The sequence below is a fragment of the Pseudomonas sp. CC120222-01a genome (assembly GCF_003097235.1).
Taxonomy (GTDB): Bacteria; Pseudomonadota; Gammaproteobacteria; order Pseudomonadales; family Pseudomonadaceae; genus Aquipseudomonas.
On sequence record NZ_QEQQ01000020.1, the window covers coordinates 87,327 to 108,504 of the forward strand.

Annotated in this window: 22 protein-coding genes and 1 riboswitch; of the genes, 6 read left to right on the forward strand and 16 right to left on the reverse strand. The window is 63.0% G+C overall.

What is annotated here, in order from left to right:
* Positions 1 to 3 precede the first annotated feature (3 nt).
* Entirely contained in the window at positions 4 to 1,071 is a 1,068-nt protein-coding gene (gene cobW / locus N430_RS22425; RefSeq protein WP_110638614.1) for a cobalamin biosynthesis protein CobW, read from the reverse strand.
* Between the two features lie 99 nt (positions 1,072 to 1,170).
* A riboswitch (cobalamin riboswitch) is annotated at positions 1,171 to 1,381 on the reverse strand.
* A 528-nt stretch (positions 1,382 to 1,909) separates the two neighbouring features.
* Between cobW and fni the strand changes: the two genes are divergently transcribed.
* Both fni and N430_RS22435 read left to right on the forward strand, forming a co-directional pair.
* Positions 1,910 to 2,956 (forward strand): type 2 isopentenyl-diphosphate Delta-isomerase, encoded by a 1,047-nt coding sequence (gene fni / locus N430_RS22430; protein ID WP_110638615.1) that lies wholly within the window; start codon positions 1,910 to 1,912, stop codon positions 2,954 to 2,956.
* Between the two features lie 51 nt (positions 2,957 to 3,007).
* Positions 3,008 to 3,922, forward strand: a complete 915-nt coding sequence (locus tag N430_RS22435; protein WP_110638616.1) for a LysR substrate-binding domain-containing protein — start codon at positions 3,008 to 3,010, stop codon at positions 3,920 to 3,922.
* A gap of 229 nt (positions 3,923 to 4,151) precedes the next feature.
* On the opposite strand, the gene N430_RS22440 is transcribed toward N430_RS22435, so the two are convergent.
* Both N430_RS22440 and N430_RS22445 read right to left on the reverse strand, forming a co-directional pair.
* Positions 4,152 to 5,063 carry a hypothetical protein gene (locus tag N430_RS22440; protein WP_110638617.1) on the reverse strand — a complete coding sequence of 304 codons (912 nt, stop codon included), beginning with the start codon at positions 5,061 to 5,063 and terminating at the stop codon, positions 4,152 to 4,154.
* Positions 5,064 to 5,266: 203 nt separating this feature from the next.
* The gene (locus N430_RS22445; protein ID WP_133248871.1) at positions 5,267 to 5,707 is read right to left on the reverse strand and encodes a hypothetical protein; all 441 of its coding nucleotides are present in this window, start codon (positions 5,705 to 5,707) and stop codon (positions 5,267 to 5,269) included.
* A 731-nt stretch (positions 5,708 to 6,438) separates the two neighbouring features.
* Between N430_RS22445 and N430_RS22455 the strand changes: the two genes are divergently transcribed.
* The gene (locus tag N430_RS22455) at positions 6,439 to 6,681 is read left to right on the forward strand and encodes a hypothetical protein (protein ID WP_110638620.1); all 243 of its coding nucleotides are present in this window, start codon (positions 6,439 to 6,441) and stop codon (positions 6,679 to 6,681) included.
* A gap of 92 nt (positions 6,682 to 6,773) precedes the next feature.
* On the forward strand, positions 6,774 to 7,046 hold the full coding sequence (locus N430_RS22460) for a DUF3077 domain-containing protein (protein ID WP_110638621.1): 273 nt from the start codon (positions 6,774 to 6,776) through the stop codon (positions 7,044 to 7,046).
* A gap of 3 nt (positions 7,047 to 7,049) precedes the next feature.
* On the opposite strand, the gene madM is transcribed toward N430_RS22460, so the two are convergent.
* The 9 genes from madM to mdcA all read right to left on the reverse strand — a co-directional run bounded on the left by madM (position 7,050) and on the right by mdcA (position 14,362).
* On the reverse strand, positions 7,050 to 7,814 hold the full coding sequence (madM, locus tag N430_RS22465) for a malonate transporter subunit MadM (RefSeq protein ID WP_110638622.1): 765 nt from the start codon (positions 7,812 to 7,814) through the stop codon (positions 7,050 to 7,052).
* A gap of 5 nt (positions 7,815 to 7,819) precedes the next feature.
* The gene (madL, locus tag N430_RS22470; RefSeq protein ID WP_110638623.1) at positions 7,820 to 8,221 is read right to left on the reverse strand and encodes a malonate transporter subunit MadL; all 402 of its coding nucleotides are present in this window, start codon (positions 8,219 to 8,221) and stop codon (positions 7,820 to 7,822) included.
* 63 nt (positions 8,222 to 8,284) lie between these two features.
* Positions 8,285 to 9,202 carry a malonate decarboxylase subunit epsilon gene (gene mdcH / locus N430_RS22475; RefSeq protein WP_110638624.1) on the reverse strand — a complete coding sequence of 306 codons (918 nt, stop codon included), beginning with the start codon at positions 9,200 to 9,202 and terminating at the stop codon, positions 8,285 to 8,287.
* The gene (locus tag N430_RS22480) at positions 9,199 to 9,813 is read right to left on the reverse strand and encodes a malonate decarboxylase holo-ACP synthase (RefSeq protein WP_110638625.1); all 615 of its coding nucleotides are present in this window, start codon (positions 9,811 to 9,813) and stop codon (positions 9,199 to 9,201) included. The genes mdcH and N430_RS22480 overlap by 4 nt, the downstream gene beginning before the upstream one ends.
* A gap of 1 nt (position 9,814) precedes the next feature.
* Complete coding sequence (gene mdcE / locus N430_RS22485; RefSeq protein ID WP_110638626.1) at positions 9,815 to 10,606, reverse strand: biotin-independent malonate decarboxylase subunit gamma; 792 nt, start codon at positions 10,604 to 10,606, stop codon at positions 9,815 to 9,817.
* Complete coding sequence (locus N430_RS22490; protein WP_110638627.1) at positions 10,603 to 11,451, reverse strand: biotin-independent malonate decarboxylase subunit beta; 849 nt, start codon at positions 11,449 to 11,451, stop codon at positions 10,603 to 10,605. Before N430_RS22490 ends, mdcE begins: the two co-directional genes overlap by 4 nt.
* Positions 11,444 to 11,743, reverse strand: coding sequence for a malonate decarboxylase subunit delta (locus N430_RS22495; protein ID WP_110638628.1), 300 nt, complete (start codon positions 11,741 to 11,743; stop codon positions 11,444 to 11,446). The genes N430_RS22490 and N430_RS22495 overlap by 8 nt, the downstream gene beginning before the upstream one ends.
* Position 11,744: 1 nt before the next feature.
* On the reverse strand, positions 11,745 to 12,701 hold the full coding sequence (locus tag N430_RS22500; RefSeq protein ID WP_110638629.1) for a triphosphoribosyl-dephospho-CoA synthase: 957 nt from the start codon (positions 12,699 to 12,701) through the stop codon (positions 11,745 to 11,747).
* Positions 12,701 to 14,362 carry a malonate decarboxylase subunit alpha gene (gene mdcA, locus N430_RS22505; RefSeq protein ID WP_110638630.1) on the reverse strand — a complete coding sequence of 554 codons (1,662 nt, stop codon included), beginning with the start codon at positions 14,360 to 14,362 and terminating at the stop codon, positions 12,701 to 12,703. Before mdcA ends, N430_RS22500 begins: the two co-directional genes overlap by 1 nt.
* 562 nt (positions 14,363 to 14,924) lie before the next feature.
* On the opposite strand from mdcA, the gene N430_RS22520 reads away from it, so the two are divergent.
* Together N430_RS22520 and N430_RS22525 are read left to right on the forward strand one after the other, a co-directional pair.
* Positions 14,925 to 15,995, forward strand: coding sequence for an enoyl-CoA hydratase/isomerase family protein (locus N430_RS22520; protein WP_110638631.1), 1,071 nt, complete (start codon positions 14,925 to 14,927; stop codon positions 15,993 to 15,995).
* 16 nt (positions 15,996 to 16,011) lie between these two features.
* The gene (locus N430_RS22525) at positions 16,012 to 17,163 is read left to right on the forward strand and encodes an acyl-CoA dehydrogenase family protein (protein ID WP_110638632.1); all 1,152 of its coding nucleotides are present in this window, start codon (positions 16,012 to 16,014) and stop codon (positions 17,161 to 17,163) included.
* Between the two features lie 6 nt (positions 17,164 to 17,169).
* On the opposite strand, the gene N430_RS22530 is transcribed toward N430_RS22525, so the two are convergent.
* The 4 genes from N430_RS22530 to N430_RS22545 all read right to left on the reverse strand — a co-directional run.
* A complete protein-coding gene (locus tag N430_RS22530; protein WP_110638633.1) occupies positions 17,170 to 18,126 on the reverse strand; it encodes an AraC family transcriptional regulator in 957 nt (318 codons plus the stop codon).
* A gap of 388 nt (positions 18,127 to 18,514) precedes the next feature.
* Positions 18,515 to 19,570: a GlxA family transcriptional regulator gene (locus N430_RS22535; RefSeq protein ID WP_110638634.1), complete on the reverse strand. Its 1,056-nt coding sequence runs from the start codon at positions 19,568 to 19,570 to the stop codon at positions 18,515 to 18,517.
* 142 nt (positions 19,571 to 19,712) lie between these two features.
* Positions 19,713 to 20,741: a glycine betaine/L-proline ABC transporter substrate-binding protein ProX gene (gene proX / locus N430_RS22540; protein WP_110638635.1), complete on the reverse strand. Its 1,029-nt coding sequence runs from the start codon at positions 20,739 to 20,741 to the stop codon at positions 19,713 to 19,715.
* Between the two features lie 65 nt (positions 20,742 to 20,806).
* The coding region (locus N430_RS22545; protein ID WP_116583658.1) for an ABC transporter permease subunit at positions 20,807 to 21,178 on the reverse strand (372 nt) is incomplete at its 5' end.

Consider the following 21,178-nt stretch of genomic DNA (forward strand, 5'->3'; position numbering starts at 1 on the left):
GGGTCAGGCGCCCAGGGCCTGACGCAGGCGCGCTTCCAGGTGCGCGGCATCGAGGTCCTGGCCAATCAGCACCAGGCGGGTGATGCGCGGCTCGTCGGCGCGCCAGGCGCGGTCGAAGTGCTTGTCGAAACGGGTACCCACGCCCTGCACCAGCAGGCGCATCGGCTTGCCGGGGATGGCCGCGAAGCCTTTGGCGCGCAGGATGCCGAATTCCACCACCAACTGGGTCAGGGCATCGAGCAGCAGGCTCTCATCGGCTTCGGGCAGGTCGATGGAGATCGAGTCGAAGGCGTCGTGGTCGTGATCGTCGTGATCATCGCCGTCATGGTGGGAATCGTGGTGGGTGCGACGGCCATCGATGTGCGCCTCGGACTCCGCGCCCACACCCAGCAGTACTTCCAGCGGCAGCCGGCCGCTGCTGGCCTCGATTACCTTGACCGCCGCTGGCAGCTCCTCGGCCACTTCGGCACGGACCTTGGCCAGGCCTTCGGCGTCGATCAGGTCGGCCTTGTTCAGCACCACCAGGTCGGCGCTGGCCAGCTGGTCGGCGAACAGTTCGTGCAGCGGCGATTCGTGGTCCAGGTTAGGGTCGAGCTTGCGTTGTGCGTCGACCTGGTCCGGGTAGGCGGCGAAGGTGCCAGCGGCTACGGCCGGGCTGTCGACCACGGTGATCACTGCGTCGACGGTGCAGGCGTTGCGGATTTCCGGCCACTGGAAGGCTTGCACCAGGGGCTTGGGCAATGCCAGGCCGCTGGTTTCGATGAGGATGTGATCGAGGTCGCCACGGCGTGCGACCAGTTCGCGCATTACCGGGAAGAACTCTTCCTGGACGGTGCAGCACAGGCAGCCGTTGGCCAGTTCATAGACGCGGCCGCTGGCTTCTTCCTCGGTGCAGCCGATGCTGCATTGCTTGAGGATTTCGCCATCGATGCCAAGCTCGCCAAATTCGTTGACGATGACCGCGATGCGGCGGCCCTGGGCGTTGTCGAGCATGTGGCGGAGCAAGGTGGTCTTGCCCGAGCCGAGGAAGCCGGTAACGATGGTGACGGGGAGCTTGGCCAGTGTTTTCATGTCGCGTTGCCCTTGGCAGGTTGGCGCGGGCACACGGGACGAAAGCCGCGGGCCAGGCCGGCCGGGCTTGTTCGCCACCGGATCACCCCGCCCGGTTGAAAGTCGAATTCGTCTCGAGGCAGGTCTCCTGGCTTGCACCATTCCAGTTCTTTACAGGCAAGAAACTGGCGGGATGACGCCTTCCCGCGCGCGGCGCAGTGGCTGTGTCGATCCGTTGTCGGTGCTTACAGTTGCGGGGGCAGCCGCGGCTTGTACCGCGTTCCCGTCTTAGCTTCGGCAGGGCCGAAGAACCTCGAAGTCGCAAGGCTACGCGGGGGGTGGCGGGTGGTCAACTGTTCCAGTCTTGCCGGCGACAAACCATTGTGCTGCTTTAGAGTTGCATTAGGGCTGACAGGGGCTCGCCGATAATCTTGCAGTGCCTATGAGATCGAGCGCCGCCCGCGCGGCGCATCGCGGGCAAGCCCGCTCCCACATCTGTTTCGGGCCAGTTACTCCTGTGCCGCCAACAGGGTCCGCCTTGGTGCATGACCTTAGACCGATGAAAAGCAGTTGAGCCCACTTCAATATCGAAGGGAACAAACAAGGCAGTCCCTGTTGGCTTCACAGGACTGATTGGCCCGAAACAGATGTGGGAGCGGGCTTGCCCGCGATGCGCCGCGCGGGCGGCGCTCGATCTCATAGGCGCTGCAAGGATATCGGCGAACACCTGTCAGCCCTCACTCCGGCCTCCAAAAGAACCACTAACCTGCCCTGCTGCCTGATGCTGTACCGATTTTCAGCTTATCTATACGAGACAGATCGCGCTGTACGATGGCTGCCCCTTCTAAATGGAGCCAGCATGAAGAAAACCCCGCTAAGCCAACGCAAGGACGACCACCTGGACATCGTGCTGACCGCCACCACCACCGCGCACGGTGTGGACCCCGGCTGGTCGGCGCTGCGCTTCGAGCACTGCGCGTTACCTGAGATGGCCCTGGCCGACGTCGACCTGAGCACCGAGCTGTTCGGCTGTGCCCTGCGTGCCCCGCTGCTGATCAGCTCCATGACCGGTGGCGCCGAACGCGCACGCTTCATCAACCAGCACCTCGCCGAAGCCGCCCAGGCACTGGGCATCGCCATGGGCGTCGGCTCACAGCGGGTGAGCCTGCGTAGCGACCAGGACCAGGGCCTGACCGATGAACTCCGACGCCTGGCACCGGATGTACCGCTACTGGCCAACCTCGGCGCCGCCCAGCTGCGAGAGGCCGACGGCCTGGACCTGGCGCGCCGCGCCATCGACACCCTGCAAGCCAATGCCCTGATCATCCACCTGAACCCCCTGCAGGAAGCCGTACAGCCTGAAGGCGACCGTGACTGGCGCGGCGTACTCAAACGCATCGAAGCCCTGACCTCCCAACTGCCGACGCCGGTGATCGCCAAGGAAGTCGGCGCAGGCATTTCACCCCGCGTGGCGCGCATGCTCTGCGACGCGGGTGTAGCCATGGTCGATGTCGCCGGTGCCGGCGGCACCAGCTGGGCAGCCGTGGAAGCCGAGCGCGCCAGCAACGCCGCCGAGCGCCAGGTCGCCCTGGCGTTTACCGACTGGGGCATCCCGACCGCCCAGTGCCTGCTGGCGGTACGCCGCGCCGTGCCGGAAATCGGCCTGATCGCCTCCGGCGGCGTGGCCAACGGCGTCGATGCCGCCAAGGCCATTCGACTCGGTGCCGACCTGGTGGGCCAGGCCGCCAATGTGCTGGGCGCGGCGATGATCTCCACCCAGGCCGTGGTGGAGCATTTCGATATTCTCCTGCGCCAGTTGCGTATCGCCTGCTTCTGCACCGGCTCGCGCAACCTTGCGCAACTGCGCCGGGCGCGCTTGCTGCCGAGCGACCTGACGCCGCCATGACGCTTGCGGCTGTGGCATGATCAGCGGCTCCCTTCCCGCGGGCCACTGTGCATGCTGATCGACGAAGAACTGACCCTGAAAAAGCTCGAAACCTTCCTCGCCTTCATGCGCAGCGGCAACCTCGGCCGCGCCGCTGCCGAGCTGTCCACCAGCGCAGTCAGCGTGCACCGCGCCATCCACTCCCTGGAAAGCGCCCTGCGCTGCCCACTGTTCAAGCACGAAGGCCGCCAGCTGATCCCGCTGGAAAGCGCCTACGTGCTGGAGAAGAAAGCCCGCCAACTGATCCAGGACGCCGAGCAGATGGTGCGCCAGACCCGCGAGGCCGCCGGTTTCTATGCCGAGCGCTTCCGCCTTGGCGCGCTGTATTCGCTGACGGTAAAGACCGTGCCGAAGCTGGTGATGGGCCTGAAGCTGCGGCGCAGCGAACTGAACATCGACCTGACCTTGGGCTCGAACGTTGACCTGCTGCAACGCCTGAAAAACCATGAGCTGGAAGCCATTCTGGTATCTCTGGACGAAAGCGTGGCGGACCCGGCCTGCGAGCAGCTGCCGCTGTTCTCCGACGACATCTTCCTCGCCGTGCCAACCGATTCACCATTCGCCGAACAGCAAGAAGTGGACCTGGCGGACCTGGCCGACTCCACCTTCATCACCCTGACCCAGGGCTTCGCCACCCACCGTGACGGCGCACGGGTTTTCCAGCAAGCCGGGTTCGAGCCCAAGGTGGCGATGCAGGTGAATGACATCTTTACCCTGCTGAGCATGGTCAGCTCCGGGGTGGGCTTCGCCCTGCTGCCGGGGCGCATCGCAGCGGTGTACGAGAACCGCGTGAAGTTGATTGCGCTGCAACCGCGCTACCGGCTGCAGCAGCATATCGGGGTGGTGTTTCTGAAGGCCCGGGAGCGGGAGCCGAATTTGTTGGCTCTGCTGGCTGAGTGCCGGATGTATAGCCGACAAGTTGAGTAAACTCTCGAATGAGGAGTTGTTTTATTCGGCTGCGCTGGCAGCTCGAAAATCACCTGCTTGCAGCTGAGGGCCAAGAAGGTGGCAGTGGCGCAGATTACTTCAAATGATATACCGAGATCGAGGATCTTGCCCCCTAAACCAGAGCGTTGAGTCGGTTGAAATGGCTTCAGCCAGGCACTTGAATGCGGCATAGCATGCGGCCACCTTCGGGTGGCCATTTTTCATATTGTTATTTTTCAATTATCCGTTTTTCTGGAAAAAACCTGTAGAAGCTCTCTACGGCGCCCTCCCAACAACGAATTAATTCATGAACATTTCCTTCCGCCCACGACTCAACTGCTTTTATCGGATAGTTAGAATCGTCTTTATGCAGAGTCACTACACGCTTACTATCAATATTCAAAACGCACGAATTCCCCAACCCTCGGATACAAACATTTCTATCTTTCAACGGATCTGTACAAATGACGCCCGCATGTACAATTTCCTGACGATGTCCAGGCTTTACGATTTCAAGTAATTGCGTATGCGCCACACCCGCAACACATTCTATCCCCAACTCAGACATCGCCTCCAGACCATGTCGCTCGAAATCATAAGAAATATAGTTGCCACCTAACTTGAAGTCGACCGCCTCAATAAGACTCGACTGCACCGGGCCGAAATGCAGATACCATGTATGTTCTTTTGAGCTATCTTTCTTCTTGAGAAGCCGCCGAAGCTCATCATCGGAAAGCCCGTCAATATCATGCATAGCGGATAACCCCATATACTTAACCCAGTGCTTCGGCGCCTCGACCAATCTGCACCATTTATCGAAAGAAATCAGACCATAAGGCCTCCCATCCACCATTTTGAAGTCTGATAGGCTTCTGGCATCCACAGAGAAGCGAATTTTAGACTTATCCGATGTCAAATCATTACGCAACTCTCCCTGGAGCCTTACGGCCTTTTCCGCCTGCTTTGCACTAATCCTTTTTGACTCTGTCGGCACTCCGGTACCTTTGGGGAACGGTAGGCTCGTGAACCACACTACGCCCTTTATAATCTGCCCAGTGTGCAAGTCAAGATGACCTTGAGACAAACTATCTGACAACACTGCTTTAGCAAGCGACACCGACGTAAAATGATATAGCTTCATGAACCCCTCAACTTAGCAATGAAAACATGTAAGACCTAATCGCACCACCCATTCTTGTGCTGCACACACACAAAGCCAGAGGCACTCACCAAACCCAACCAAACTCAGCATTAATTGATCGCCAGGATCAGTTAATCAATTAAGTAGCTTGCGCTACTCTATGAGGCTCATGCCTTTTTCACCAGCTCCAGAACACAGCTCATCTATCTAGGTATACCGTTAGCTATATTCAAAGCCACCATAATCATAGCCATGCCGATCACCACCATCAGGAAAACTATAAACACCCCCTCAAGAATACGCAATTTTCGCCGCCTCAAACAAAAAACCATCACTTCAAGAGAAGATCTAAACCAGCCGAATCCAGAGCCATGCTCTATTTGACTTAGGCGCCTGACCGAATTTAACTCTTTATCACCATCAGCAAAACCCTCCATCAAATCTATCATATTAAGCAACACACCGATAACCACAACCAAGAACAACCCAACCACTAAGAAGTAATACTCAAAATTCTTATTCAGTGTTCTTGCCATGATAAAAACCATCACACCCAGCACCATCCCCATTGACATCATATTGCTAACAAAAGAGATGACCTGCTTCCTTCCCGTCACGCTATATAGCCACATATTCCAATCCATGTTAAATTACATACAAACAAAGTTCACTGCTAATCAGCACTACATTAAAGGCTTGGCTTTACTGCAAAACGATAGTGACTGGATAGAATTAAAACCATCCAGTTACGCGCAACCACTGCTACCGATGACATAGGCCAAAGCGCTCCGACATATCTCGCCTCGCAGCACCCGAGCAGAGCACCCAAAACACACCGTCGAGCATCAGGCGGTCGCTCAGTCGCGGCTGTCCTCGGCCGTGGTTATCGATGAAGGAATATGAGACCACACCCCAGGCCTCGTCCGAGATTCCGTCACGCTTTGCCATCAATGAACTCCATTCCTTCGATGACGGAGACTTTACAAAATCCCCGCGTTCAGGGCGACGATTAGGTATCTAAGAATTCCGTATAGGGCCTAATCTCAAATATTACATTCTGTTACAACTGGCCGCTGAAAAAATCAGATTTAGTCCCTTCCTCGTAGGACATTTCCCAAAGATACTGCCGACGCCCATTTTTCGTTGCACATGGTCAATGTGGATCCTAGTCTCGGCCGGTCGCTGCCAATTCAGCGATCGGTTTTGACAGACCGTCGATTGTTGTCCGTGTGCACACGCTTATGGCGGCTGTACGTGCGGGCACATTACTGTGCGCCGAGTGCCAACAATCTCGGTCTGTCAACCCGCGTACAGCTGCCACCTTCCCGTTTGACAGCGAGGCGGATCGCAGCTCAACCATTGTTGGAGCGTAAGCATGCTGAAAGTAGTTCCAGACCCTCCCCACAATCTCCACTCCCTCGAAGACACGCTGATGATGGCGGCTGACTACGCACTTTGCGCGGAAGTCGTTGCCCAGCAGGCGATGTTGATGCAGCCGAAATCACCCGTGTCATTGTTGATCATGACGTCAATGCACGAACTCGAAACACTGCGCAAGTTGCTCGAATCGGCGCTGGTTCAAATCCAGAAACCAGCCGATCCGCAGACGCTGCATTAATTCGCATCATGATTCTGCCTGGTCTGACGCTTTCGCAGGGTTGTCAGCGACAGGGTCAGCCCAGGCAATTACAACTTCAGGGAGATCAAGCCATGACCACCGAAGAAACCCAATTCACAGTCGGCAAAACCACCTTCTTCCAAGGTGAAAACCAGACCCATCCCCTCTTCCGCATCGAACCCGGCATCCCTTGCCAAAGCGCCCGCGAACAGGCCTCAGAGCTGATGGGCTACGTCCGCGACCTGACCATCGACGGGCTGATGGAAGACAAACCCCAGCTGCTCTGGGCCTCGCACTATCTCAGCGCCCTGGCCAAGGCGCTGCTCGATGATGCCGAACTGGGCATGATGAAATCAGGGCAATGAGCCTCATGCCGCAACCGCGCGCATGATGAAGAACAGCAGCGAAGGCCCAAGCAGGCAGCCCAGAGCCGTGTAGAACGCCGCCGTCAGGCAACCATAAGGCACCAGTTTCGGGTCGGTGGCCGCTAGCCCACCGGCCACACCACTGGAGGTGCCCATCAAACCGCCAAAAATCACGGCGGTGCGGGGGTTGTTCAGGCCGATCATCGGCGCCACGAACGGTGTGACCACCATCACCAGGATCGCTTTGACCAGCCCGGCGGCAATCGACAGCGCCATCACTTCGGAGCTGGCGCCGATGGCAGCACCGGTCACCGGGCCAACGATGTAGGTCACGGCACCGGCACCGATCGTGGTCAGGCTGACCGCATCGGTGTAACCGAATGCCATGGCCACACCGACGCCCGCGACAAACGACACCCCAATGCCAAAGAACAATGAAACGACGCCCGAGACACCGGCACGCTTGAGCTCATCGATGTTCACCCCGAAAGCCGTGGCGACAATGGCGAAGTCGCGCAACATCGCGCCACCCAACAGGCCGATACCGGACAGCAGCGGAATATCCACCAGCCCTTTCTGCCCGCCTGTGAGCGCCCCGCCGAAATAACTCAGGACCAGGCCCAGGAAGATCGCGATGGCCGAGCCGTGCAGGCGGCCGCGGGTCAGCCTGGCGGACAGCCAGTAAGAGAGCCACATGGTCACACCGATGACGGCAAAGCCACTCACCAGCCCATAACCACCGATTACTTTCATCATGGATTCGTACATGGCGATCACCGCTGTGGCGTGGTCAGAGGTTTGTCGGCAACCGGCTCAGGCTTTTTTTGGCCCAAGCGGTCCAGCAGCGGCACCATGGCGAAACTGGCCACCACCGCAACAGTGCCGGCAAGAATGGCCATAGGCCCGCCGGACAGCGCGCCAAATACGTTCTGCTGTGCGGCCATGGCCACCACGATGGGGATGTAGATGGCGCTCCAGAACTCCACGCCCTGTTCGGACTTGGCCGTGATCAGGCCGCGCTTGTTGAGGTAACTGCCGATGAAGATCAGCAGCAGCATGGCAATGCCCACTCCACCGACGTTGGCAGGCACGCCCAGAAGCTTGCCCAGCAGCTCACCGATAAACAGGCCCAAAAGGGTGCACATGGCCAGGAAGGCCACACCGTAGATAATCATTATTGTTGTCCTCGCGTTGGGTCGAAGTTGCTTGTTGTTGTCCTTCGAAAAACACGGCGCGTGTCAGTGTTGATTCACCTCCTGGCGCAACAGCGCATCGACGGTATCCCAGCGGGTGGCTTCGAGGGCAACCACCCGGCCCTGTTCGAACACCGGGCGAGCCAGGCCGCTGAGTACGCTGCCCGGCGGCATTTCCACATGCAAACGCACGCCGCGTTCATAGGCGTTGCGCAACGTAGCACGCCAGTCGACCAGCCGGGCCATGTTGCCGGCCAAGTCATCGCGCAGGCGCTGTGGATCGAAGATCGGCCGCGCACTGCTGCCACTCAGGTAGGTGATGCGCGGGCGATGGAGTTCGACGCTGGCGAACGCAACCGCCAGCTCGGCGGCCGGGCCGTCGAGCAATGCGCAGTGGGACGGCACGCTCACCGCCAGGCGCGTGGCCACGCCCTGGCCGCGGCCACGCGCCCTGGCGGCGACCTCGGCCATGGCCGTGTCGCTGCCGGCGATGACGATCTGGTTGTCGCTGTTGAGGTTGGCCAGGTACACCTCGCCGCCCACCTCAACCAGCAAACGTTCGACACTGCCCAGGTCGAGGCCGCTGAGGGCGGTCATGCCGTAGCCCTGTGGGTAGGCCCGCTGCATCAGCTCGCCACGCAAGGCCACCAGGCGCACCGCATCGCCGAACGCCAGTGCCCCGGCCGTCACGGCGGCGGGATAAGCACCGATGGACAGGCCGGCCACATAGTCCGGCGCCGGGCTGCGCTGCAGCAGCCAGCGCGACCAGGCCACCCCGGCCAGCAGCAGGCACAGCTGCACGGCACGGGTCGACTGCAAGGCCTGATTGCTGTCGAGCGCAGCAACCTGTTCACCCAGTGCATCACTAGCCTCTTCCAGTAGCAGCGTGGCGCCCTCAGGCAGGCGCTGCAGCATGCCTGCCTGTTGCGCGCCCTGGCCAGGGAAAGCGAACAGGCTGCTCACGCTGCACACTCCAGCGCATTCCATGGGTCGGCGACAAGGCGTGCGCCTTGGGCTGACTTGAGCAGTACCCGGCGGGCGACACCCGCCCACTCGCGCAGGGCCACGGCACCCGCCGGCGTCTCCAGCTGCACATCGATGCGGCACGGGCCGCAATCGAGAATGTCCAGCAGCTCGCGTGCCTTCGTGCGGGTCATGAACTGCGGCGTGCGCACCAGCAGATCGAGGTCGCTGGCGCCATGCACGACGTTGCAGCCGGTGGCCAACTGGTACCCCACACCTCCGGTCGGCCCCCAGGCCAGCCCGCTGGCATCGAGCACGGGTGCCACCGAGCCCAGCGCCCGCAAGGCTGGCCAGGGGCTCTGCCCCGCCCCGCGCAATGCCTCGGGGCTTAGCTGTCGCTGGATATCGCGCACGCGCATCTGCACACCCAGGCGCTGCTCACGCCCCTGCCCGCGCACGCCCACCGCCACCCAGCCGCTGGCACAGGCGGCACGCCGCACCACCACCGGCTGCCCGGCAGCCAATGCCTGTATGGCCCAGGCAGGCGCATCGGCAGGCAGCTCGGCCAGGGGCATGCCCCAGAGCAGGTCATGTGGCTGCGGCAGGTTCATCTCAGGCCTCCTGCCACTGGCTGCGCAGGCGTGCGCGCACGTCACGGGAGGCACTGCGGTTTTCACCGTTCAACCGCGATGTCAGGTCAGTCGAGTTGCCGATATCGCGCACGGCCTCGGCCAGGCAGGCACGTACTTGCGCAATGTCGGTGGCACTTGGCGCCTCGGCGCTCTCTACCTCAAGACGCCGCCACAGCAAACCCAGCGAGGCGTAACTGGCGAGGTCATAGGCCATCGGCGGCACCTCGGCGGCGAGTGCCTCCAGCTGTTCGACACTGCGCAGGGTAATCCGCGCTGCCGCCGCCTTGCCCATGGCATGCACCATCACCCCGCTGTCATCCAGGGCGATCAACCGTTGCGCCTGGTAGCCGTGGGCCAGGAACGCACCCGACATGGCCTTGCCGACCAGCAGGCCAATCACCGGGTGCCCCGCCAGGCGTGCTTGAGCATAGGCCTGCACGGCGCCGGCCAGTGCCTGGTGGATACCGAGGGCTTCTTCCCGGCGGCCATAGGCCTGGCTTGGCACATCGATGACGGCAACAATGGCGCGCTTCTCGCCGCTGCGGTCCAGCTCGACCGCATCGCTCACGGCCTTGGCCAGGCCCCAGCCTTCCAGCAGGCCAACTTCGCCCTCTCGCGCCCGTGGGAACGGGTTGTGCGGGTCCGGCACCACGGCAATGAAGCGCGCCAGGCGGTTGTCCAGTTCGCCATCGACCACCCGCAACGAGGCGGGATAGCCTGCCAGCGGTTCACCACCGGCCAGGCCCGGCAGCCAATTCAAGGCACGGTTCATGGGGCATCTCCTTGGTAGAGGGCACGCACGGCAGCGGCGTCCAGTTGCGGGCAATCGGCGCCCAGGCTGGCCAGGCGCTCCAGGTACCAGGCATGGCGACCAGCGCGGTTGGCTGATGGCGTGTCCAGCAGTTGCAGCAGCTGCTGGCGAATGCTGTCGACGTCGTCCGCCACATAAGCGTCCACCAGGCCGCTGGCGTGGCGTTGTTCGCCACCGGTCAGGCTCCAGATGAACGGGCGGTCCTTGGCGTCGTACTCGGCGATCCCGGCCTCTTGCTCGATCACTTGCGGGCCGTTGAGGCCCAGGCGTGCTTCGCGGGTGACCAGCAAGTGGCTGCACAGCCCGGCCGCGATGGACATGCCGCCGAAGCAGCCGACCGAGCCTGCGACCAGGCCAATCACCGGTTGATGGGCGCGCAGCTCGATGATCGCCGCCTGGATCTCGGCAATCGCCGCCAGGCCGAGGTTGGCCTCTTGCAGGCGCACACCGCCAGTTTCCAGCAGCAGCACAGCGCAGGTAGGGATGCCGTTGCGGTTGTCCTCGATGGCCAGTTCCAGGGCGCCGGCAATCTTGGCGCCGCCCACCTCGCCCATGCTGCCGCCCTGGAACGCGCCTTCGATGGCGGCGAGCACGGTATGACGGCCATTGAGCAGGCCCTTGGCGATAACCACGCCGTCGTCGGCCTGGGGCACGATGCCCTGGCGTGGCAGCCATGGCGACATCAGGCGGTCGAACGGGCCGAGCAATTCGCGGAAGCTGCCAGCATCGAGCAAGGCACGGGCGCGCTGGCGGGCGCCGAGTTCGACGAAGCTGCGGCTTTGCAGCAGGCGGGCGGTGTCAGTCATGGGCAATCTCCTCGAAGCCTTGCTCCAGGCGCAGGCGCACAACGCCAGGGGTGGCGCCGAAGTCGTGGATGTCGATCTTCACGGCAGGCAGCGAGCGGCCGTCGAACAGGCGCTGGAACAGTTGCTCCCAGCGTGCGCTGCTGCCGTTGACCGAGGTGACCACCTGGATCTCCAGGCGCCCGGCACTGCCAGGCTCGATCAGCACTTCCAGGTCGCCGGAACTCACACAGCCGACCAAGGTGCGGCCACGGCCAGGCTCGGCGGCGGGGAATTGAAAGTTCAGGGTTTCCATTTCACAGGCTCCCGGCTTTGTCGAGGAACAGGCAGGCGGCCAACAGATCGGCGGCGCCGCCCGGTGAGGCATTCAGTTGCAGCAGTTGTGCGTCCAGCAGGCGCAGTTGACGGCGGCCATCGAGGCTGGCGCAGCCACCCGCCAGCAGCACCGCACGGGCGCCCGCCTGCAGGGCTTGCAGGCCTTGCGGGCCGGCGCGCCAGAGCACGCAGGTGTCGCTGAGCGCGGCCATGATCGCCAGCAAGGCATCCAGCCGGGCGTGGCTTTCGCTGGCGCCGGCGGCGCGGCTGCGACGCAGTTGTGGCAGGCCGTGTTCGAGCACGGCGGGGAAACCTTGCTGGGCCTGCTCGCGGGCACCGCTGGCGCCGTAGCGGTGGCGGACGTGGGTGCCATGGCTTTCCCGAATCGGGGCTGCTGGGTCGTCGATCAGGGCGATGCGGCCGGCACGGGCGGCAACCGCCTGGGGATCGGCCTTGGTATCGAGCGCTTGCGCGGCCACCAGCAGGCCAAGGGCCCAGATCGCGCCGCGATGGGTGTTGATGCCGCCCGTAGTGGCGAGCATGGCCTGTTCGCCTTCACGGCCGATGCGGCCCAGCTCGGCGCGCAGCGGTTGGCTGATCTCGCCATGGGCCTGCGCGGTTTCGGCCATCTGTCGCAGGCAAGGCCACAAGGCTAGGGCTGAGGCATGCATCAGGGCCAGGGTCATGTCGGTGTGGGCGCCACTGCTGCGGCGGTCGACCAGGCCGGGTTTGGGCGACAGGTCGGCTTCGTCGATGAGGGCCTCGACGGCCAGGTCGGCCAGATAATCAGCCTGGGAAATATCGGTTTGTTGTGCGGGCCTCTTCGCGGGCACGCCCGCTCCCACAGGGACCGCGCCGAACTGGAGTTCACTACTAACCCTGTGGGAGCGAGCGTGCTCGCGAAGAAGCTGATGCGGTTTCAAGTCGTGCGCAGTCATCACCAGCTCCTGAACCGTGCGGGCGGGTTGTAGAGGCTGCCGGACCATTCGACCAGGTCGGCGATGCTGCGCGCGGCGAGCAGCTCGCGGCTGGCGTCGGTGCGGCGGATGCCGAGGTCCTCGGGCAAGGCGATCAGGCCTTGCTGGCGCAGGCGCAGGGTGTCCTTGGGGTTGTGGCGCAGGCCAATGGCGGTGACCCCGGCCACGGCGGCGATCATCTGCTGGCGCTCCTCCAGGCTGCGCGCCTTGTACAGGTAGGCGATGCCTTCCTCGGTGAGCAGGTGGGTGACGTCGTCGCCGTAGATCATCACCGGCGCCAGCGGCATGCCGGCCTTCTTCGCCACCTCCACGGCGTCGAGGGTTTCGACGAAGGTAGGTTTGCCGCCTTCCTGGTAGGTCTCGACCATCTGCACCACCAGCTTGCGGCCACGTTCAAGCATCGTCTCGGGCACGGTCATGTCGAGCCAGGCCGGGGTTGCATGGCGCCGGCCGCGGGGGTCATGGCCCATGTTCGGCGCCCCGCCGAAGCCCGCCAGGCGGCCACGGGTGACGGTCGAGGAATGGCCGTCGCCATCGACCTGCAAGGTCGCGCCGATGAACAGGTCGACCGCGTACTGCCCGGCCAGCTGGCACATCATGCGATTGGAACGCAGCGAGCCATCGCGGCCAGTGAAGAACACGTCCGGGCGCTGGGCAATGTAGTCCTCCATGCCCAGTTCGGTACCGAAGCAGTGCACGCTCTCGACCCAGCCGGTCTCGATGGCCGGGATCAGGGTCGGGTGCGGGTTGAGCGTCCAGTTGCGGCAGATCTTGCCTTTGAGGCCCAGCGACTCACCGTAGGTGGGCAGGATCAGCTCGATGGCGGCGGTGTTGAAGCCAATACCGTGGTTCAGCGACTGCACCTGGTGTTTCTCGTAGATGCCGCGAATCGCCATCATCGCCATCAGCACGTGCACCGGCTTGATATGGCGCGGGTCGCGGGTGAACAGCGGCTCGATGTAGAACGGCTGGTCGGCGACCACCACGAAGTCGACCCAGGACGCCGGAATGTCCACCCGTGGCAGGTCGTCGACACGGTCCACCAGCTGGTTGACCTGGGCGATCACCAGGCCGTCGCTGAAGGCGGCAGGCTCGACCAGCGCCGGGGTGTCTTCGGTGCTGGGGCCGGTGTACAGGTTGCCGTCGCGATCGGCCATGAAGCCGGCGACCAGGGTGACATTGGGAATCAGGTCGACCAGCAGCCGCGAATACAGCTCGATATAGGTGTGGATGGCGCCGACTTCGAGCAGGCCGTCTTCGAGGAGTTGGCCGATACGCAGGCTCTGCGGGCCGGCGAAGGAGAAGTCGAGCTTGCGGGCGATACCGCGTTCGAACAGGTCCAGGTGCTCGGCGCGGCTGACGCTGGGCATGATCATGTGCAGGTCGTGCAGGCGCTCAGGGTCGGCCTTGGCCAGCGAGCGCGAAAGGAAGTCGGCCTGCTTCTGGTTGTTGCCTTCGAGCACCACCCGGTCGCCAGGGGCGATCAGCAGTTCAAGGGCTTCGACGATCCGCTCGGTGGGCAGTACCACACCGTCGGCCAGGTGACGGACGCGGTCCAGGCGGCGCTGCTTCTCGGCGCGTCGCCTGGACCATTGCGGCGGTGGATTCTTCGTTATGGTCATTGGGTGACTCCACGGGTTCGCTGTCGTGGAGGCACATTAGGGCGGGGTTGGTCGGGGGATCAATCAAGCTGGGGGGCTGACCGTTACGGTCAGGGTAATGAATTAGCATTCGAGCTGTTTGCCTGGAGCCTTTCAGCGCCTGTCAGATCGAGCGCCGCCCGCGCGGCGCATCGCGGGCAAGCCCGCTCCCACATTTGTTTCGGGCCAGTCACTCCTGTCCCGCCAACAGGATCCGCCTTGGTGCATGACTGAAAATTGATGAAAAGCAGTTGCGCCCACCTCGATATCGAAGGGAACAAACAAGGCAGTCCCTGTTGGCTTCATAGGAGAGATTGGTCCGAAACAAATGTGGGAGCGGGCTTGCCCGCGATGCGCCGCGCGGGCGGCGCTCGATCTCACAGGCGCTGCAGAACCCAAGCCAGGAACAACTCAAGGCATAAACGCACGATCCCCCTGCAGATTTGTCCATTGCGTAAGATAAATTCGCATGCCAGGATCCAGCGATCCTCCAGCGCACTCCAGACTTCACTTGGAAAATCAATAACAAAGCAGGGAGAACGCGATGACCGCGCACGCTCATACCTCGGCAACGGCTCATGTACTGGCCGAGGTCCGCAACCAGATTGGCCACCTCACCCTCAACCGCCCTGCCGGCCTCAATGCCCTGACCCTGGACATGGTGCGCAGCCTGCGCCAGCACTTCGACCAATGGGCCGAAGACCCACAGGTGCAGGCCGTGGTCCTGCGCGGCGAAGGCCCCAAGGGCTTCTGCGCCGGGGGCGATATCCGCTCGCTGCACGACAGCTACAAGGCCGGCGAAACCCTGCACGAAGACTTCTTCGTCGAGGAATACGCCCTGGACCTGGCCATCCACCGCTACCGCAAGCCGGTGCTGGTGTTGATGGACGGTTTCACCCTCGGTGGCGGCATGGGCCTGGCCCAGGGCTGCGACCTGCGCATCGTCACCGAACGCAGCCGCCTGGGCATGCCCGAGGTTGGCATCGGTTACTTCCCGGACGTCGGCGGCAGCTACTTCCTCTCGCGCATCCCGGGCGAACTGGGCACCTACCTGGGCGTCAGTGGCGCCCAGATCCAGGCTGCCGACGCCCTGTACTGCGGGCTGGCCGACTGGTACCTGGCCAGCGACAAGCTTGCCGCGCTGGATGAAGGCCTGAACACCCTGCGCTTCGGCGACCACCCGCTCAAGGACCTGCAGAACCTGCTGGCCAGGCTTGGCAGCCAGGTGCTGGACGATGCGCCACTGGAAAAACTGCGCCCGGTCATCGACCACTTCTTCGCCCAACCCGACCTGGCCGCGATCATCGAGCAACTGCGTGCGGTGAGCATCGGCGACAGCCACCAATGGGCGTTGGCCACCGCCGAACAGCTGGAAAGCCGCTCGCCGCTGGCCATGGCGGTTACCCTGGAGATGCTGCGCCGCGGTCGCCACCTGGCGCTGGAAGACTGCTTCGCCATGGAGCTGCACATCGACCGCCAGTGGTTCCAGTACGGCGACATCATCGAGGGCGTGCGCGCCCTGATCATCGACAAGGACAAACAGCCACGCTGGAACCCGCCGACCCTGGCCGGGCTGTCGCGCCAGCGGGTCGACCAATTCTTCGAAGGCCTGTGAGCCCGGGAGTACACCGATGCAAGACCTGGAACTGAGCGAAGAACAGATCATGATCCGCGACATGGCCCGGGACTTCGCCCGTGGCGAGATCGCGCCCCATGCCCAGGCCTGGGAAAAGGCCGGCTGGATCGACGATGGCGTGGTGCGCAAGATGGGCGAGTTGGGCCTGCTCGGCATGGTCGTGCCCGAGGACTTCGGCGGCAGCTACACCGATTACGTGGCCTATGCCCTGGCCGTCGAGGAAATCGCCGCGGGCTGCGGTGCCACCGGCGCGATGATGAGCATCCACAACTCGGTCGGTTGCGGCCCCCTGCTCGCCTACGGCACGCCTGATCAGCAACAGGCCTGGTTGCCGCGCCTGGCCACCGGCGAGGTGATCGGCTGCTTCTGCCTGACCGAACCACAGGCAGGCTCCGAAGCGCACAACCTGCGCACCCGCGCCGAGCTGGTCAATGGCGAATGGGTCATCAATGGGTCCAAACAGTTCGTCAGCAACGCCCGCCGTGCCGGGCTGGCGATCGTCTTCGCCGTCACCGACCCGGAGCTGGGCAAGAAAGGCCTGTCGGCCTTCCTGGTGCCCACCGACAACCCGGGCTTCAAGGTTGACCGCAGCGAACACAAGATGGGCATCCGCGCCTCCGACACCTGCGCCGTGACCTTCGACAACTGCCGCATCCCGGCGGCCAACATCCTCGGCGAGCGCGGCAAGGGCCTGGCCATCGCCCTGTCCAACCTCGAAGGCGGGCGCATCGGCATCGCCGCCCAGGCACTGGGCATCGCCCGTGCCGCGTTCGAGGCGGCGCTGGTGTATTCACGTGACCGCATCCAGTTCGGCAAGCCGATCAATGAGCACCAGAGCATCGCCAACCTGCTGGCCGACATGCAGGTGCAGGTGAATGCTGCGCGGTTGCTGATTCTGCATGCCGCGCGGCTGCGCACGGCGGGCAAGCCGTGCCTGTCGGAGGCATCGCAGGCCAAGCTGTTCGCTTCGGAAATGGCCGAGCGGGTGTGCTCGATGGCGATCCAGGTACACGGCGGGTATGGCTACCTGGAGGACTACCCGGTCGAGCGCTACTACCGCGATGCGCGTATCACGCAAATCTACGAGGGGTCGAGCGAGATCCAGCGCATGCTGATCGCGCGTGAGCTCAAGCACTACCCCCTGTAAGCCCCGTCATTGGCGCTGCCTGAAGGTTTCCGAAGGCAGCTCGCCAAAGCGCTGGCGATACACTTCGGAGAACCGCCCGAGGTGCAGGAAGCCATAATCCATGGCCAGCTCGGTCACGCTGCGCACCGCGCAGCTGCCATCGCTCAGGCACGCATGCACCCGCTCCAGCTTGCGCTGGCGCACGTACTGCTTGGGCGTGGTGCCCAGCTGCCGATCGAACAGCGCATACAGCGAACGCAGGCTCATGCAGGCCTGCTCCGCCAACGCCTCTGCGGTCAGCTCCAGCTTGAGGTTGCGCTCGATGTAATCGAGGATCCGCTCCAGGCTCGCGCCCGGCGTACCCAGGCTTTCGCGGCGGATATTGGTGCTCATCAGGGTCATCAGCTTGCTGGCGACAATCTGGCTGTAGTGCCCCTGCACCCGCGGCAGCGAATCACTGACCTCGGCTTCGTGGCAGACCATGGCCAGCAGGTTGACGAAGCCATCCAGCTCCTCTAGCCGGTAGTGGTTGCGCAGGAAGCGCACGCCGCCGTCCGGCCGTTGCCAGCGCTGCTCGTCGCAGATGGTGTCGAGCAGCCGGGTCGGCACTTTGAGGATGAATTTCTCGCAGTCTTCGGAATAGGTCAGGTCGACCGGGTCGTCCGGGTTGATCAGCAGCAGTTCGCCCGGTACCAGGTGGTGCTCACGCTGGTGTCCGCGCCACAGGCAGTTGCCGTTGAGCAGCACTTGCAGGTGATAGATGGTTTCCAGCGCTGGCGAAGTCACCCGCACGCTGCCGCCGTAGCTGATGCGGCACAGGTCGAGTTCGGCGAATTTGCGGTGGCTGAGGCTGGCCTGGGGGTGAGTGGTGCGCGACAGGCCGATACAGTGCTGGCCGACGTGCTGGTTGACGTAGTCGGACACCGCATAGGGGTCGGCGTGATGGAACACGCTACTGCGCTCGCTCAGCAGGCGGCTTTCCATAGGCTAGGCACTCGGCATCGTTATTGTTCTGGGCGCCGCTTCCTACTGGCCCGGGGGCTGTGGTTGCGGTCGTTCACGGTCATTCTATCGGGCCAGGGTCAGGGTTCCGGGGGCAGCTGACCACTGGCGCGTAAGCGACACACTAAGCAAAAAGGCGGGGGTTGGGCAATGAGATGTTCGGATTGGCTGGGCGAATAGCGGACAGTAGGTCGACCAGAACTGAGCGATAATCGAACACCGCGCAATTCCCTGTGGGAGCGGCCTTGTGTCGCGAAAGGGCTGCAAAGCAGCCCCTTGTTTTCGGATGCGACGGTGAGATCCTGGGGCCGCTTTGCGGCCCTTTCGCGACACAAGGCCGCTCCCACAAAAAGCAGCGTTAATTTCAGGATCAGTGAACCGCGACTTCCTGCCGCCCTGCCCAGCCTTGGCTACGCGCCCGGAATTGGCGTGGGGCAATGGCGAACAACTCGCGAAAGCGCCGGTAGAAATGCGGAAAACTCACAAACCCACTGGCCACCGCCACCTCGGTCAGCGACTTGCTGGTGTGCTGCAGCAACTGTCGCGCATGGGTCAGGCGCAATTCCAGGTAATAACGCGGCGGCGTGGCCTGCACATGGCGGCGGAACAGGCGCTCCAGATGGCGCCGCGACAACCCGGCATGTTCAGCGATCTCGTCGATGCCGATCGGGTCTTCGATATTGGCATGCATCAGTTCCAGCGCCAGGCGCACACCCCGTGGCAGGCTTGGGTCGACTTCTGGCGCGGTCGACGGTACGTCGCCCAGCATCCGAGAGCGGTCGCACGCCAGCATCTGCTCCACGGCCCGGCGCAGCGACTCTCCGCCTTTGAATTCGAGCATCGCCAACATCATGTCCAACGCACTGCTCGCGCCGGCGCAACTCATCCGCCGGCTGTCGAGCACATGGGCCTGGCGGCTGACGCGCACCTTGGGGAACAGCTCACTCATCATCGCCCGGCCGTCCGGGTGAAAGGCACAGTCGTGGTCGTTGAGCAGCCCGGCTTCGGCCAGGAAGTAGGCGCCATTCCACAGCCCACCGAGCTGGCAACCCAGGTGATCGGCCTGGCGCAACTTGCTTCGCAGCAGCGCCGACGCCTCCAGGCGTACGCGGAAACCACCGCACACCAGCAGGCTGTCGAGCCCGTGCACATCAAGATCGGCAAGCGCGGTATTGACCGGCAGCGCGATGCCGAGGTCACTCATCACCTGCGCACCCTCGCCCACTACCTGGATGTCGAACAGCGGCGTGGCACTCATCAGGTTGGCAGTGACCAGGCTGTCCATGGCGGCGGTAAAGGCCATCATCGAGAAGTGCTCGCGCAGGACAAAGGCCACGCGCCGGCATGGCAGGCCCAGGGTGGTGCGGCCGGCGGGGTCGAGGTGGGCCAGGTTGGTGTTCTTGAGGATGCTTTCGAAATGGCTCATGGCGGTGACTCAACGGCGGGAAGAACGCGGTGGATTCTTCGCGGGCAAGCCCGCTCCCACAAGGACCGCGCAAGCCTGAAACTGGCGCGATCCCTGTGGGAGCGGGCTTGCCCGCGAATGCTACGACACCGCTATAACAGGATTAATTGCTGGCCTGGGTAGCCGCAGCGCGTGAGGCCTGCAACCACTGATCGAACTGCTGACGGTGCGCTTCGACCCACTCCTTGGCATGACGGGTGATGTCGGTAGGCTTCTTCTCACCCTTCTGCATCTTCAGGTTCTGGTTGCTCTCGTCATCGGTGCTGATCTGCACCAGCGACAGGAACTTTTCTGCGGCCGGGTTCTTCTTGGCGAAGTCCTTGTTCAATACCGCCACCACCTTGTCGATGGCAAAGCCGAGGTTCTTGCCGTGGTACATGGTATCAACGTCATTGTTGCCATCCGGCAGGTCGGTCTTCGGCACTTCCAGCCAGACCACGTCCTTGCCCTCGACCAGCACGCTGGCGATCCACTGCGGCACCCAGGTGAAGTACAGGATCGGCTTGCCTTCCTTGTAGCGGGTGATGGTGTCGGCCATCAGCGCGAAGTACGAGCCCTGGTTGACGGTGACGGTCTTGCCCAGGTCGTAGGCCTTCATGTGGTGGGCGATCACCAGCTCGCAGCCCCAGCCCGGGTTGCAACCGGTCATGTCGGCCTTGCCGTCGCCGTCGGTGTCGAACAGCTTGGCGATCTCGGGTTTCTTCAGGTCGGTGATGTACTTGATGTTGTATTGGTCGGCGGTCTTCTTGTCGATCAGGTAGCCCTGGGCGACGCCCGGCAGAATGTTGCCGGTCTTGACCATCACATCGTCGCCGCCGGCCTGCTGGTAGAACTTGTCATGCAGTTTTTCCCAAAGGTGCACGGTGAAGTCGGCGTCGCCGTTGGCCAGCGCCACCATCATCACGCCGTACTCGGTCTCTTTCGGCTCCTGCACGTTGTAGCCCAGTTCGCGCAGGCCCTCCATGGCCACTTCGCCACGGAAGCGCTCTTCAGCGATGGAGGGGAAGATCGGGGTGACCTTGACCCCTTCTCCCGGTTTGTCGGCCGAGGCATGGGCACACAGCGCGGCGGCTACCAGGGTCAGCGCGGTGGCGCATTTGAGAATGCTGCGGGAGAACTTGGATTCGTGCATCGTCGCTTACCTTTTTCTGATTTTTATCTTCAAGTGCGGCAGATCGAATGTATCCAGGGTAAAGCTCAGGCGGTCTTGCGCCGCCCTTGGGGTTGCGCCGCGCCGCACAGGCGCATTACCACGCCTACGGGCCCGGTGTGGTACCAGCGCAGGCTCGGGTCGGCGCTGGTACGCGCGCCCATGGCCTGGGTCAGGCGGTCGAGGAAGATCGCCAGCAGCACCAGGCCGACGCCGCCAACGGTGGCCAGGCCCATGTCCAGGCGGCCGATGCCGCGCAGCACCATCTGGCCCAGGCCGCCCACCGAGATCATCGAGGCGATCACCACCATCGACAGCGACAGCATCAGGGTCTGATTGAGGCCGGCCATGATGGTCGAGGTGGCCAGCGGCAGCTGCACGCGGGTCAGCATCTGCCGCGGGGTGCAGCCGAAGGCGCG